We start from the raw sequence: 13,261 nt of genomic DNA on the forward strand, positions 1-13,261 counted from the left end.
TTGCCATCGTGCCCGAAACTGACGGCCACACCACCTCTGACCAGAGCGGTGGTCTAGATGAGTCAGGGCTACCGCAGGGCGCGCAGGACGGCCGCCTGCTCGGCGGTGACCCCCGCCGCCCGCTGGGCCGCGGCCTCCCGCGGCCCGAGCCCGGCGGCGCACCACGCCGCCACCTCCTCCAGCGGCACCGCGCCCCACCAGCCGGCCAGAACCTCCATGGGCGCTCGTCCCAGACGTGCGGCTTCGGGCGCGGTGAATCCCATCGCCCGGAACACCCCCGCCTGCGCGGGCGGGATCCGGCGCGCGGCCCAGTCGCGGGCCGCGCCGCCGTCCCACCCGGCGTCGGTGTAGGCGCGCGCCACGTCCACCGGGACACCCGCCCGGAGCAGGGTACGCAACGCCGCCGCCTGCCCGGGTTCGAGATCGCTCAGCCGTGCTCTCGGGAACAGCCGGGCCATCAGCGGCACCCGGCGCGGAGGTTCGCCGGCCAGGTGGCGGGCGGCGGCCTCCCGGGGCGTCACCCCGTGCTCGTGCCAGCGCACCGCCTCCCTGGGCGTCAGGCCGCCGCGCTGCCAGGAGATGACGCTGGAGGGGGTGGCGCCGGTGGTGCGCCAGAGCCGCGCGTCATCCGGATCCTCCACCCCGGCCTCCCGCCAGGCCGCCGCCTCCTCCTCCTCGAACCCGGCCCGCCGCCACCGGCGCGTCTCGCCCTGCGTGAACCCCTTCCAGGCGCTCACGACTCCACCCGCACCACGTGCGCCCACGCGGGGACTTCGACCGGATCGGGAGCGTCGATCAGGCAGATGACGACCGGGTGGCGGGGGCGGGAGGCCGGCCAGGGGGTGTCGCCGTCGGTCAGGACGACGGTCAGGCCGGGGCGGAGGGCGCCGGCCGCCTTCAGTCCTTCGCGCAGGTCGGTGCCGCCACCGCCGGCCAGGGTGGCCTCGCGCGCCCGCCGTACCCGCTGAGGGGGGTGGGCGGCGGCGTCGCAGCAGATCACGTCCACCTGCGCGCCCGCCCGCAGCACGCCGTCCACCTCGCCCAGCACCCGGCGCAGCGCCTCCTCCCGGACGCTGCCGGAGGTGTCCACCACGACGGCCACGCGCGGGACGGGCTGGACCAGGGACGGCAGCACCACGGACGGGGCGGACCGGCGTGACGGGCGGGCGTAGCTGTAGTCGACGCGGCCGGCGGCGCGGGCGAGACCGTGGCGGACGAGGGTGGCCAGGAGGGCGCGCCAGTCCACGGCCGGGCGGAGCACCTGCTCGGCCCATCGCCGCCAGCCGCCGGGCGCCGCGCCCCGGTGGGTGTCGACGTCGGCGGCGACCGCGCGTACCAGCAGGGAGCGTTCGACGTCGGTCATGACGGCGGGGCCGGTGTACGGCGGCGCCGAGCACGCGACCAGCTCGGGCGGAACGTCGATCAGGTCGACCAGCTCCAGGTACCGCTCGGCGAGCAGCCCCGGGGGCAGCCCCAGGGTGTCGGGGGAGACGGCGGGAAAGGGCGGCGGCGGGAGGTCGTCGTTGACCTCGGCGTCGGAGGCCAGCGGCCAGGCCGCGCCGCGGGCGCGGGCGGGGTGGTCGCGCAGGAGGTGGCCCACATGGTGGATCAGCCACCACCCGGCCTCCTCGGCGGGCAGGTCGCCGGAGAGGTGGACGTTCCAGTTGGCGTCCGCGCTCACCCCCGGCGGGCCGCCGGGGTGCTCGACGGGGCGCAGGGCGAACAGGGCGGAGGCCAGATACGGCGCCTGGGTGACGGCCCACAGGCGGGCGGCGGCGATGTTCATGGCATCAGGCCCGCGGCGCGCAGGATCGGGGCCAGCTCCAGCATCGCGGGCGGGAGCGCGGTGCCCTCCGGGCGGCGGGAGGCCAGGGAGCGGGCGGCCCCGGCGGCCACGTCCGGGGTACGGCGGGCCACCCGGGCGACCAGGTTCCAGGCGCGTTGCCAGGAGTCGCCGCCGCCGTCGGCACGCACGTGGGCGACGACCGAGCCGAGCACCGCGTGCAGCCGGTCCACGCGCTCGGGCAGGGGCGCCGCCGGGTCGGACAGCAGGGTCTCGGGGTCGGGGAGGTCGAGGTCGCGTACCCAGGACAGCAGCTCGAACCCGGCGGCCTCGCCCACCGCGCCCACCACCAGCTCGGCCCGCACCCGCTCCGCCCACGCGTCCGGCCGGGAGCAGGTGCAGGCGAGGGCGGTCGCCGCGAGTTCCCACGTGCGGGGGCTGGGCCACGCGCGCCCGCTGTCCTCCGGGACCGCCAGCACCAGCGAGGGCCGCACCCGCAGAAACGCCCCCACCAGCGCCCGAGCCGCCCCCACCTGCGCCGAGGTGGGCGCCGCGGCCCCCGCGAGATCCGGTACGGCGAAGCCTCCCATGAACCCGTCGGCCACCGAGGCCGCGCTGATCGACCAGTCCAGATGAACCAGCCGATTGGCCAGCGGCGCCGACAGATCCCACCCGTCGGCCGCGAGCGCCGGTGGATTGGCCGCGGCGACGATCCGCACGCCGGCGGGCAGCGCGAGATCCCCGACCACCCGCTCCAGCACGACCCGCAACATGGCGGCCTGCACGGCGGGCGGCGCCGTGGTCAGCTCGTCCAGGAACAGGATGCCGCGCCCGGCGGCGGCGAGCCGCTCGGCCCAGCGGGGCGGCGCGAACCAGGTGCCGCCGTCCCGCACGACGGGCAGCCCGGCGAAGTCGCTCGGCTCGCGGACGGACCCCACCACGACCTCGACGGGCTGCCCCAGCTGCTCGCCGAGGGCGAGCACCGACGAGGTCTTCCCGGTGCCGGGCGCGCCCCACAGGATCACGGGCAGGTTCGCGCTCACGGCCATGGCCAGCGCATGCATGCGGACTCCTCTCGCGTCAACCTTCATTGACGATTCTAGGTCAACGTAGATTGACGCGAGGGCGGATGTCAAACCTCCAGGACGATCTTGCCGACGAAGTCCGCGCTCTCCGCCAGCTCGTGCGCCTTGGCCGCCTCCTCCAGGGGGAAGGTGCGGTCCACGTGCACGTTCAGCACCTTGGCGAGCTCGGCCAGCGCCGCGTGGTCCGGCTCCACCTGGAAGCGCCGCCACCGCACGCCGCGGGCCGCGTACCGGGCGCCCACCTCGTCGGAGATGTCGGCCGCGCCGAGGTAGGCGCCGCCCTCCTTCACCAGCGGCAGCGAGCGCTCCGGGTAGTCGCCGCCGACGACGTCGAAGACCGTGTCCACGGGCTCGACCGCGTGCGCGAAGTCCACGGCGCGGTAGTCGATCACCTCGTCGGCGCCCATCCGCCGGACGAAGTCGTGCTTGCCGGCGCTGGCCGTGCCGATCACGTACGCCCCGCGCCGCTTGGCCAGCTGGACCACCAGGTGGCCGACCCCGCCGGCCGCCCCGTGCACGAGCAGGCGCCGGCCGGGCCGTACGTCCCAGGAGTCCTCGAAGCCCTGCCAGGCGGTCAGGCCGGACATCGGCAGCGCCGCCGCCTCCACGTGGCTCAGGCCCGGCGGCTTGCGGGCGAACTGGCGGGACCTGGCCACCACGTACTCGGAGTAGGCGTTGGCCGGGTTCGGGAACAGGATCATGCCGAAGACCTCGTCGCCCGGCACGAACCTGCCCTGGTAGGCCCCGGACGCCTCCACCACGCCGGAGACGTCGAAGCCCGGGACCAGCGGCGGCGTCACCCAGTGCGGCGGGTACGGCCCGCGCCGCAACTTCCAGTCGGGCGGGTTGACCCCGGCGGCGTGCACCTTGACCAGCACTTCGTTCGGCTCGGGGACGGGCCGGTCGACGTCGGCGAGTTCCAGGACCTCGGGCCCGCCGAAAGAGCGGTAAACGATCGTTCTCATGACTGTCATCGTGGCCGCGGGCGGTATCCCTTGTGAAGAAGGCACCCCTTTGATATCCAGGTACCTGATGGATACCACCTTCCCCGACCTCCGCGGGTACGGCGGCGCGGACGCGTTCCTGCGGGCCTGCAAGCCCCGCGCGATCCTCGACATGCTGACCGGCAAGTGGTCCACGCTGGTCATGGGCGCGCTCCTGGACGGCCCGCGCCGCTTCAACGAACTGCGCCGCATCCTCGACGGCATCACCCAGAAGATGCTCAGCCAGACCCTGCGCGCCCTCGAACGCGACGGCCTCGTCCGGCGCACGGTCTACCCGACGATCCCGCCGCGCGTCGACTACGAGCTGACCGAACTGGGCCGCAGCGCGGGCGGCCTGCTCGCGGCCATCGCGGAGTGGTCGGCCGAGCACGCCGACGAGGTCTTCGCCGCCCGCCGCGCCTACGACGAACGCGCCGCGGAGCCCGTCCGGCCCATCTGATCAAGACCCCGACATCACCCGGGCAAGGATTGGCAAGCCGGCGCGCGCCGCTCTTCCGCCTGGGTACGGCTCGCCGTGTGAAAGCACAGGTTATCGGCGGTCTCCTGGCCGTCCTGGGGTTGGCAACGGCCTGCGGTACGGCGGGCCAGTCGGGCGGCGGCAGCACCGGCGGCACCGCGCCGGGCAGCCCGAGCGCGATCGGCACCGTGGAGCAGGGCTTCAAGATCGGCCTGCTGCTTCCCGAGTCCAAGACGGCCAGGTACGAGAAGTTCGACCGGCCGTACATCACCGCGGGCGTCAAGGCCCTGTGCCCCAAGTGCGAGGTCGTCTACAACAACGCCAACCAGGACCCGAACCTGCAACAGCAGCAGGTCGACACCATGCTGACCAACGGCGTGAAGGTGCTGATCCTGGACGCCGTGGACGCCAAGGCCATCGCGGGCGCGGTCAAGAAGGCGACCGACCAGGGCGCCAAGGTGATCGCCTACGATCGGCTGGCGGGCGGGCCCGTCGACGCGTACACCTCCTTCGACAACATCCAGGTCGGCAAGATGCAGGGCCAGGCCCTGCTGGACGCCGTCAAGGCGGGCGGCGACCCCAAACGCGGCCCGATCGTCATGATCAACGGATCTCCCACCGACCCGAACGCCGGTGACTTCAAGAAGGGCGCCCACTCGGTGCTCGACGGCCAGGTGACCATCGGCAAGGAGTACGACACCCCCGACTGGAGCCCCGACCAGGCCAACACCGAGGCCAACGGCGCCTTCACCGCCCTCGGCGCGCAGAACGTCATCGGCGTCTACGCCGCCAACGACGGCATGGCCGGCGGCATCGCCAAGGCCATGCAGAACTCGGGCGTCAAGGCGGGCACCCCGCTGACCGGCCAGGACGCCGAACTCGCCGGCATCCAGCGCATCCTGCTCGGCACCCAGACCATGACGATCTACAAGCCGATCAAGCCGGAGGCGCGCAACGCCGCCGAGATGGCCATCGCGCTCGGCACCGGCGAGGACGTCAAGGGCACCGCCACGGTCAACAACGGCACGAACGACTCGATCCCCGCCCAGATCATCCCGCCGATCGTCGTCATCAAGCAGAACATCGACGACACCGTCGTCAAGGACGGGTTCTGGACCGTGAAGGAGATCTGCACCCCGCAGGTACAGGCCGCCTGCAAGGCCGCCGGGCTGGGATGACGTGGCACCGGTCCTGGCCCTGGAGGGGGTCTCCAAGCGCTTCGGCGCCGTGCAGGCGCTCACGGAGGTCTCGCTGGAGGTCAACGCCGGCGAGGTCCTCGCGCTCGTCGGCGACAACGGCGCGGGCAAGTCCACGATGATCAAGGTCATCGCCGGCGTCGGCCCGGCCGACGAGGGGGAGATCCGCTGGCAGGGCCGCCCGGTCACCATCCACAGTCCGGGCGAGGCACAGTCGCTCGGCATCGCCACCGTCTACCAGGACCTCGCGCTGTGCGACAACCTCGACGTGGTCGGCAACCTGTTCCTCGGCAACGAGATCCGCCGCCTCGGCGTGCTCGACGAGGTCGCCATGGAGAAGCGCTCGCGCGACCTGCTCGACACGCTGTCCATCAAGATCCCGAGCGTGCGGATCCCGGTCGCCTCGCTGTCCGGCGGCCAGCGCCAGACCGTGGCGATCTCCCGCTCGCTGCTCGGCGAGCCCAAGGTGGTCCTGCTGGACGAGCCCACCGCCGCCCTCGGCGTCGAGCAGACCGCGCAGGTGCTCGACCTCGTCGAACGGCTGCGCGCCCAAGGGCTCGGCGTGATCCTGATCAGCCACAACATGGTCGACGTCAAGGCGGTCGCCGACCGTGTCGCCGTCCTGCGGCTGGGCCGGAACAACGGCGTCTTCGACGCGAGGAGCACCACGCAGGAGGAGATCATCGCCGCGATCACCGGCGCCACGGACAACGCGGTGACCCGCCGCCGGGCCCGTTCCGAGGAGGGCGAATGACGCAGGAGAAGCCGGCGGGCCCCGCGGCCGAGGCGCAGGTGGACCCACGGCTGCTGGTGCGCGAGAAGGGTTTCGCCGGCTACCTCGGCGAGTTCAGGCGCCGGATCAAGGGCGGCGAGCTCGGCCCGCTCCCCGTGATCATCGGGCTGGTCGTCATCTGGCTCGTCTTCCAGACGCTCAACGACCGCTTCCTGTCGCCGCAGAACCTGTCGAACCTCAGCGTCGACATCGTCGCCACCGGCCTGATCTCGGTCGGCATCGTCTTCGTGCTGCTCCTGGGCGAGATCGACCTGTCGGCGGGCGCGGTCAGCGGCGCCTGCGCGGCCGTGCTGGCCGTGCTCAGCGTCGGCCAGGGCTGGGACCCGCTGCTGTCGATGATCGTCGCGGTCGCGGTCGGCGGCGCGATGGGCCTGTTCCACGGCTTCTTCTTCGCCAAGATCGGCGTGCCCTCCTTCGTGGTCACGCTGGCCGGCATGCTCGCCTGGACCGGCTTCCAGCTCTGGGTACTCGGCCCGAACGGCACCATCAACCTGCCCGACGGCCTGATCTCCAGCCTCACCGACACCTACTTCGCCTACGTCATCGCCGCCTACGGCCTGGCCGCCGCCGCGACCGCCGGGTTTCTGCTCGTCTCGCTCGTGGGCAACGCCCGCCGCCGCGCCGCCGGCGTCCCCTCCCGCACGGTCGGCGACATCGTCTTCCGCACGGCGGTGCTGGCCGTCGTGGCGTTCGGCGTCGCCTACGTCCTCAACCTCTACCGCGGCCTGCCGCTCGCCCTGCTGATCTTCCTGGCCGTCGTGGTCGTCACCGACTTCGTCCAGCGGCGCACCAAGTACGGCCGCAGCATCTTCGCGGTCGGCGGCAACATCGAAGCCGCCCGGCGGGCCGGCATCAACGTGGCCTTCATCCGCATGTCCGTCTTCGCCATCTCCGGCGCCTTCGCCGCGCTGGGCGGCATCTTCGCCGCCTCCCGCATCTCCAGCGCCAGCCAGGCCACCGGGCAGAGCAACGTGCTCATGATGGCCATCGCGGCGGCCGTCATCGGCGGCACCTCGCTGTTCGGCGGCCGGGGCAGCGCCTACTCGGCGTTGCTCGGCATGCTGGTCATCCAGTCGATCGCCTCGGGCATGGCCCTGCAGGGGGTGAGCAACGCGATCCAGTTCATCGTGACCGGAGCGGTACTGCTGGCCGCCGTGGTCATCGACTCGGTCAGCCGCCGCAGCCAGAAGGCCAGCGGCCGCGCCTGACCGCCGCGCTCAGGGCGCCCTTCCGATGTTCCGTGGTTCGCCGTCGAACCCGCCGTCACCGACAGATTCTCACGGCCGGGTCAGGGCGCGGGCGGCCGCGGCGGCGATGGTGGTCACCAGGGCCCATCCGGCCACGATCACCACCAGGCTGACCGCCTTGGCCAGGCCCAGCGGGTTCCAGACGCCGTCGTGGCCCAGGTTGGCGAGCGGGATCAGCAGGTCGAGGGTGTAGAGGAACGGGTCCCAGGCCGGATGCTCACCGGCCTTGATCGGGCACAGGGACGGGCAGCTGACCGTGGCGAAGTAGACCGTACCCGCCGCCAGGACCGCCACGAACGCCACGACGGCCCGCCACGGCTGGTAGCCGTACCCGAGCACGAGGTCCTGCAGCGCGCCCCACGCCCGCGCGAGACCGCCCCGCGCCCGCGAGGTACGGCGCAGCTTCTCCCGCAGCACGCGCCCCGCCTCCCGGTGCAGCCCGGCCGCGCGGTAGGCGGCGGCGAGCTGCTCGTAGGGCTGCGGCGTGCCCGGCGCCGCCCCGCGTTCCAGCCAGGCCAGGCGCTCGTCGGCGCGCTCCGGTGACAGGGGGTCGAGCCGCTGGTAGGCGAAGCCGTCCAGGTCGGTCTCGTGGCCGGCTCCGGGCTGGTCGGCGTACGCGGTGATGCGGGCGTTGCGCAGCGAGACGCGGCCGGAACCGCCCGGCGCGGGGGTGACGACGGCGGTGGCCACCTCCGCGTCCGCGAGGTCGATCATGGTGGGGTCGGACGAGGGGCGGATGAGGACGGCGTCGAGGTCGAGTTCCCCGGTGATCCGGGCGGCGCGCAGGCTGAGCGGGCCGCCGATCTCGGCCGTGGCGAGGCAGGCGTAGCCGATGACGGCGCCCCTGGCCCACACGCCGTCGCCGATTCTGGCGCCGTGCAGGTCGAGACCGCCGAGCTGGGCGCCCACGAGGTCGAGCTCGCCGCCGATCGTGAGGCCGGGTCCTGCGTCGTCGTGGCGCGGGGAGCCGCGGCCGTTGAGCCAGCCGCCGGTGACGGCGAGGTTGGCGTTGAGGAACCCGGCGACGCGGGTGCGGTCCAGGTCGATGTCGATGTCGACACGCGCGCCCTGGATCCAGAGGTTCCCGTCGAGCACGGCGTCGCGCATCATGAACGTCCGGGCCCTGAGCAGCTCCGCCGACAGCTCCGGGAGGTGGGAGTCGTTGAGGCAGATCGCGCCCGCGGTCGCCGTGGTCAGGTTCACGCCGTGCTCGAACGTGCAGCCCACCAGGGCCAGCGCGGGCTCGATGACGGCGCCCTCCAGGTCGAGGCGGCCCTGGATCTCGGCTCCGGTGAGCTTCAGCGCGGCGACCCTGCCGGGCAGCGCGTCCGGGCCGTGCAGGAGGAGTTCGGCGATGACGTCCGCGCGGACCTTGCGCTCGGCCTCGTCCAGGGCGCCGAGGTCGAGCTCGGCGCCCTGGCGGAAGGAGTGCCAGAGGCGGGTCTCGGCGTGGTTCCAGTCCGTTGGGGGCACGAGTCACTTTCTACTCGCGCCCGACCGAAAAGCCCAGGGGAGATGACATGCGGGAATCGGCGCTCGACCCGGCGCAGGCGCGGGCCAGGTTCAGGCAGGGGGAGCGGGCGCCCACGGCGGGCTGGTGCGCGGGCTGGACGCAGGCGAACCTCATCGCGCTGCCCGCCGCGTACGCCGCCGACTTCCGCCGGTTCGCCGAGCGCAACCCGAAGCCCTGCCCCATCCTGGACGCCGGTGAGCCCGGCGCCGCCGCCACCCGGTTGTTCCCCGGCGACCTGCGTACCGACCTGCCCGGCTACCGGGTCTACCGAGGCGGCCGCCCGGTCAAGGACGCCGCGGACGTGGTGGCCGACTGGCGTGAGGATCTGGTCGCCTTCCTGCTCGGCTGCAGCTTCACCTTCGAGGCGGCGCTCATGGCGGCGGGCGTCCCGGTCAGGCATGTGGAGCTGGGCGTGAACGTGCCGATGTACCGCACCGCGGTGGCCTGCGAGCCGGCCGGCGTCTTCGCGGGGCCGCTGGTCGTCTCGATGCGGCCCGTTCCCGAAGAGCTCGTGGACCTCGCGCGGGAGATCACCGGCCGCTACCCGGCGGTCCACGGCGCGCCGGTCCACGTGGGGGATCCGGCGGCCTTGGGTATCCAAGACCTGAAAAATCCGGACTTCGGGGATCGGGTGCCGGTGGGCCCGGGGGAGGTGCCGGTGTTCTGGGCGTGCGGGGTGACGCCTCAGCTCGCGATCGGCGCCGTGGACTTCGCCATCGGCCACCTCCCGGGGCACATGGCGATCATCGATGCCCGCGATGAGGATTTTCGAGTGACTTAGCGAGATATTTCGCCGTATGGGTGGAGGCGTCGGCCAGCTCGGCCGGCGTGCCCGTGAACACCACGCGGCCGCCGTGCTGGCCAGCCTCCGGCCCCATGTCGATCACCCAGTCGGCGTGCTTGACCACGTTCAGGTCGTGCTCGACCACGACCACCGTGTTACCGCCGTCGACCAGCCGGTCCAGCAGCGTCAGCAGCGTGTCCACGTCGGCCATGTGCAGCCCGGTCGTCGGCTCGTCGAAGACGTACACGTTGCCGCTCTCGCGCAGCCGGTGGGCCAGCTTGAGCCGCTGCCGCTCGCCGCCCGACAGCGTGCTCAGCGGCTGCCCGACGGTCAGGTACCCGAGGCCGAGCTCGCTCAGCGCGCCGAACATGCCGAACACGCCGTCGGCCTCCTCCGCCGTCATGGCCAGCACGTCGGCGATCGTGCGGCCCTCGTAGCGGTAGGACAGGGCCGCCGGGTTGTAGCGGCTGCCGCCGCAGGCGTCGCAGACCGACGTGACCGGGTCCATGAAGGCGAGGTCGGTCTTGATCACGCCCTTGCCCTCGCAGGCCGGGCAGGCGCCCAGCGCGTTGAAGCTGAACCAGCCGGGCTCCACGCCGTTGGCCGTGGCGAAGAGTTTGCGGATGGAGTCCATGGCGTTGAGGTAGGTGGCGGGCGTGGAGCGGATCGAGCCGCCGATCTGCGACTGGTCGATCGCGATGCCGTCGGCGAAGGCCATGAGCGTGCTCTTGCCCGATCCGGCCACGCCGGTGACCGCCGTCAGCACGCCCAGCGGGACGCGTACCGAGACGTCGTGGAGGTTGTGGCGGGAGGCGCCCGCGATCGTCATCCAGTCCGACGGCGCGCGCACCTCCGGCTTGAGCCCGGTGGTGCGGCGCAGCATGCGGCCGGTGAGCGTCTTCGCGGCGCGCAGGCCCGCCACGCCGCCCTCGTAGACGACCTCGCCGCCGGACGCGCCGGCGCGCGGGCCCATGTCCACCACGTGGTCGGCCAACTCGATGATGTCGCGGTCGTGCTCGACCACGATCACCGTGTTGCCGCTGTCGCGCAGTTCCAGCAGCAGCTCCCCGAGCAGGTGCACGTCGCGCGGGTGCAGGCCGACGCTCGGCTCGTCGAAGATGTAGGTGAGCCCGCTCAGCGAGCTGCCCAGGTGGCGCACGGTCTTCAGCCGCTGCGCCTCGCCACCGCTCAGCGTGCTGGTCTGCCGGTCGAGGCTGAGGTAGCCGAGGCCGACCGCCTCGATGCGGCGCAGCGCCGCCACGGCAGGGCCCGCGACCGGGTTGCCGAGGCCCTCCAGCACGACGATCAGGTCGGCGACCTCCATCGCGGCGTAGTCGGCGATGTTGTGCGCGCCGATGCGCGAGGCCAGCGCGGCCCGGTTGAGCCGGGCGCCGCCGCAGGTCCGGCACGGGCCCTCGGCCAGCATCCTCTTCGCCGACACCAGCTCCTTGTCGCGCTTGAGGTAGAGGCGGTCGAAGCGGTCGGCCACTCCCTCGTAGGTGCCGCGCTCCATCTTGAAGCTCTCGCCGTGGAGCAGCTGGCGCGTCTCCTCGGGCGTGAACGCGCCGACCGGCTTGTCCATGTCGAACAGGCCGGACTGCTCATACAGCTTCCAGGTCCACGACCCCACCGACCACAGCCGCAGCGCGCCCTCGTTGAGCGACAGGGTCTTGTCGATGGCCAGGTCCAGGTCGAGCTGGACGGTCTTGCCCAGGCCGTCGCACTCGGGGCACATGCCCTGCGGGTCGTTGAAGGAGTAGGCGCTCGCCGGGCCGGCGGACGGCCGGCCGTACCGGGAGAAGAGCACGCGCAGGATGGGGTGGATCTCCGTCATGGTGCCGACGGTCGAGCGCGCGTTGCCGCCGACGGGCTTCTGGTCGACGACGACGGCGGGCGTCAGGTGGGCCAGCCGTTCGGCGCGCGGCCGTTCGAACTTGGGCAGCCGGTTGCGGATGAACGCGTTGTAGGTCGCGTTCATCTGCCGCTGCGACTCGGTGGCGATCGTGCCGAACACCACCGACGACTTGCCCGAGCCCGACACGCCGGTGAAGACGGTCAGGCGCTCCTTGGGCAGGCTCAGCGAGATGTCCTTGAGGTTGTTCTGCTTCAGTCCGGCCAGAATGATGTCCACGGGCACTCCTCATAGCTTTAGCTACTACCTATAGCTTATGCTATGGCTGTGACAGATCGCCGAGCCCGCCGCCGGACGGAGACCCAGGAGGAGATCCTGCGGATCTCCCTGGAGGTGATGGCCGCCGACGGCGTGGCCGCGCTGAGCATGACCACCGTCGCCCGGCGGCTCGGCATCCAGCCGCCCTCGCTGTACAAGTACTTCCCGTCGCGGGCCGCGGTCTACGACGCGCTCTTCGAGCGCGGTCAGAAGGGCTACCTCGACGCCGTACGGCAGGCCGCCGAAGGCCTGGAACCGGGCCTGGCCGCCATGGGCGCCTCCCTGGAGGCCGGAGCCCGCTGGATCATGGCCAACCAGATCCTCGCCCAGCTCCTGTTCTGGCGCCCGGTGCCCGGGTTCACCCCTTCGGAGCAGGCCTACGCCCCGGCCCTCGCCATCCGCGGGCACTTCGCCACCCTGATCGAGGGCGCGGTCGCCCGCGGCGAGGTCGCCCCGGAGGCCGCGGAGGAGGAGGGCCTCGCCCTGGCCGCGAGCCTGATCGCCGGAGTCGTCTCCCAGCAGCTCGCCAACCAGCCCGGAGCCTCCTACGACGACGGCGTCTTCATGCGCCTGGTCCCGCGACTGCCCCAGGTGTTCGCGGGGGCATACCCGCCGCGGTGAGCTGGTCGCCGACGCCGCGCGCGCCCCGCCGGTTGTCGATCTCCAGGTGCGCTACGGCCGGCGGCTCGTCCACCCGGATCGCCGCCAGGTAGTCCTCGAACGCGCCCAGCTTGCCCGCGTCCCGCTCAAGCCCCCGCGCCACCAGCCGCTCGCGCAGCGTCGGCCCGTCGGAGCGCACCCACACCAGCCGCGCCGGGCCGCCGCCGAGTTCCTCCACCCAGCGCGCCCACAGCTCGGCCGAGTGCACCTGCGAGGTGAACGGGCCGTCCAGCATCACCGGGCAGCCGTGGCTCCTGATCGTGCGGGCCAGCCCGGTCAGGCCGCCGTACTCGTGCCGCTTGACGTGCTCGTCGTACCAGGGGCCCTCGCGCTCGCCGGGCGGCCGGCCGTACGCCCGGAGGGTCTCGGTGACGAAGCCGCCGTAGACGGTGTCCTTGTCCAGCAGCGCCGGGACCGGCGTCAGGCGGGCCAGCAGCGCGGCGGCGACGGTGGACTTGCCCGCGCCCGGCGGACCGCTGATCACCCAGACAGGAACCACGAGGTCAGAGCCTACGCGGATTTGCGTACCCGACAGCCTCCTGCCGTCGGACGCCCTTCGCGCGGCGCGT

At 72.8% G+C, this 13,261-nt stretch carries 13 protein-coding genes; 6 read left to right on the plus strand and 7 right to left on the minus strand.

Annotated elements, in window-relative coordinates; translation table 11 throughout:
* Window positions 1–68 precede the first annotated feature (68 nt).
* The 4 genes from ACIBHY_RS00260 to ACIBHY_RS00275 form a co-directional block, all read right to left on the minus strand.
* The gene (locus ACIBHY_RS00260; RefSeq protein WP_397305476.1) at window positions 69–737 is read right to left on the minus strand and encodes a hypothetical protein; all 669 of its coding nucleotides are present in this window, start codon (window positions 735–737) and stop codon (window positions 69–71) included.
* Window positions 734–1,786, minus strand: a complete 1,053-nt coding sequence (locus tag ACIBHY_RS00265) for a VWA-like domain-containing protein (protein ID WP_397305477.1) — start codon at window positions 1,784–1,786, stop codon at window positions 734–736. Before ACIBHY_RS00265 ends, ACIBHY_RS00260 begins: the two co-directional genes overlap by 4 nt.
* Window positions 1,783–2,847 carry an ATP-binding protein gene (locus ACIBHY_RS00270; protein WP_397305478.1) on the minus strand — a complete coding sequence of 355 codons (1,065 nt, stop codon included), beginning with the start codon at window positions 2,845–2,847 and terminating at the stop codon, window positions 1,783–1,785. The genes ACIBHY_RS00265 and ACIBHY_RS00270 overlap by 4 nt, the downstream gene beginning before the upstream one ends.
* Before the next feature lie 68 nt (window positions 2,848–2,915).
* A complete protein-coding gene (locus tag ACIBHY_RS00275; RefSeq protein ID WP_397245336.1) occupies window positions 2,916–3,833 on the minus strand; it encodes an NADP-dependent oxidoreductase in 918 nt (305 codons plus the stop codon).
* 67 nt (window positions 3,834–3,900) lie between these two features.
* On the opposite strand from ACIBHY_RS00275, the gene ACIBHY_RS00280 reads away from it, so the two are divergent.
* The 4 genes from ACIBHY_RS00280 to ACIBHY_RS00295 all read left to right on the plus strand — a co-directional run bounded on the left by ACIBHY_RS00280 (window position 3,901) and on the right by ACIBHY_RS00295 (window position 7,526).
* A complete protein-coding gene (locus ACIBHY_RS00280; protein ID WP_397305480.1) occupies window positions 3,901–4,311 on the plus strand; it encodes a winged helix-turn-helix transcriptional regulator in 411 nt (136 codons plus the stop codon).
* Window positions 4,312–4,388: 77 nt separating this feature from the next.
* Window positions 4,389–5,507 (plus strand): sugar ABC transporter substrate-binding protein, encoded by a 1,119-nt coding sequence (locus ACIBHY_RS00285; RefSeq protein WP_397245341.1) that lies wholly within the window; start codon window positions 4,389–4,391, stop codon window positions 5,505–5,507.
* Between the two features lies 1 nt (window position 5,508).
* Window positions 5,509–6,279, plus strand: coding sequence for an ATP-binding cassette domain-containing protein (locus ACIBHY_RS00290; protein WP_397245343.1), 771 nt, complete (start codon window positions 5,509–5,511; stop codon window positions 6,277–6,279).
* Entirely contained in the window at window positions 6,276–7,526 is a 1,251-nt protein-coding gene (locus ACIBHY_RS00295) for a sugar ABC transporter permease (RefSeq protein ID WP_397245345.1), read from the plus strand. Before ACIBHY_RS00290 ends, ACIBHY_RS00295 begins: the two co-directional genes overlap by 4 nt.
* Before the next feature lie 69 nt (window positions 7,527–7,595).
* Here the strand turns inward: ACIBHY_RS00295 and ACIBHY_RS00300 are convergent, their stop codons facing one another.
* A complete protein-coding gene (locus ACIBHY_RS00300) occupies window positions 7,596–9,038 on the minus strand; it encodes a hypothetical protein (protein WP_397245347.1) in 1,443 nt (480 codons plus the stop codon).
* Window positions 9,039–9,085: 47 nt separating this feature from the next.
* Between ACIBHY_RS00300 and ACIBHY_RS00305 the strand changes: the two genes are divergently transcribed.
* The gene (locus ACIBHY_RS00305) at window positions 9,086–9,859 is read left to right on the plus strand and encodes a putative hydro-lyase (RefSeq protein ID WP_397305481.1); all 774 of its coding nucleotides are present in this window, start codon (window positions 9,086–9,088) and stop codon (window positions 9,857–9,859) included.
* Here ACIBHY_RS00305 and ACIBHY_RS00310 read toward each other — a convergent pair.
* Complete coding sequence (locus ACIBHY_RS00310; protein WP_397305482.1) at window positions 9,822–11,993, minus strand: excinuclease ABC subunit UvrA; 2,172 nt, start codon at window positions 11,991–11,993, stop codon at window positions 9,822–9,824. The two genes, ACIBHY_RS00305 and ACIBHY_RS00310, sit on opposite strands and share 38 nt — an antisense overlap.
* A 48-nt stretch (window positions 11,994–12,041) precedes the next feature.
* Here ACIBHY_RS00310 and ACIBHY_RS00315 point away from each other — a divergent pair, with 48 nt between their 5' ends.
* Window positions 12,042–12,653, plus strand: coding sequence for a TetR/AcrR family transcriptional regulator (locus ACIBHY_RS00315; RefSeq protein WP_397245353.1), 612 nt, complete (start codon window positions 12,042–12,044; stop codon window positions 12,651–12,653).
* Here the strand turns inward: ACIBHY_RS00315 and ACIBHY_RS00320 are convergent.
* On the minus strand, window positions 12,595–13,191 hold the full coding sequence (locus ACIBHY_RS00320; protein WP_397305484.1) for an AAA family ATPase: 597 nt from the start codon (window positions 13,189–13,191) through the stop codon (window positions 12,595–12,597). The two genes, ACIBHY_RS00315 and ACIBHY_RS00320, sit on opposite strands and share 59 nt — an antisense overlap.
* Window positions 13,192–13,261 lie beyond the last annotated feature (70 nt).

Origin of the sequence: Nonomuraea sp. NPDC050547, assembly GCF_044457345.1 — a bacterium.
In the GTDB taxonomy this organism is placed as follows: Bacteria; Actinomycetota; Actinomycetes; order Streptosporangiales; family Streptosporangiaceae; genus Nonomuraea.

Bases quoted from the DNA above. Each gene is read 5' to 3' on its own strand.
- ACIBHY_RS00265 (WP_397305477.1), bottom strand. From the start codon at position 1,786: ATGAACATCGCCGCCGCCCGCCTGTGGGCCGTCACCCAGGCGCCGTAT.
- ACIBHY_RS00270 (WP_397305478.1), bottom strand. From the start codon at position 2,847: ATGCATGCGCTGGCCATGGCCGTGAGCGCGAACCTGCCCGTGATCCTG.
- ACIBHY_RS00275 (WP_397245336.1), bottom strand. From the start codon at position 3,833: ATGAGAACGATCGTTTACCGCTCTTTCGGCGGGCCCGAGGTCCTGGAA.
- ACIBHY_RS00280 (WP_397305480.1), top strand. From the start codon at position 3,901: ATGGATACCACCTTCCCCGACCTCCGCGGGTACGGCGGCGCGGACGCG.
- ACIBHY_RS00295 (WP_397245345.1), top strand. From the start codon at position 6,276: ATGACGCAGGAGAAGCCGGCGGGCCCCGCGGCCGAGGCGCAGGTGGAC.
- ACIBHY_RS00305 (WP_397305481.1), top strand. From the start codon at position 9,086: ATGCGGGAATCGGCGCTCGACCCGGCGCAGGCGCGGGCCAGGTTCAGG.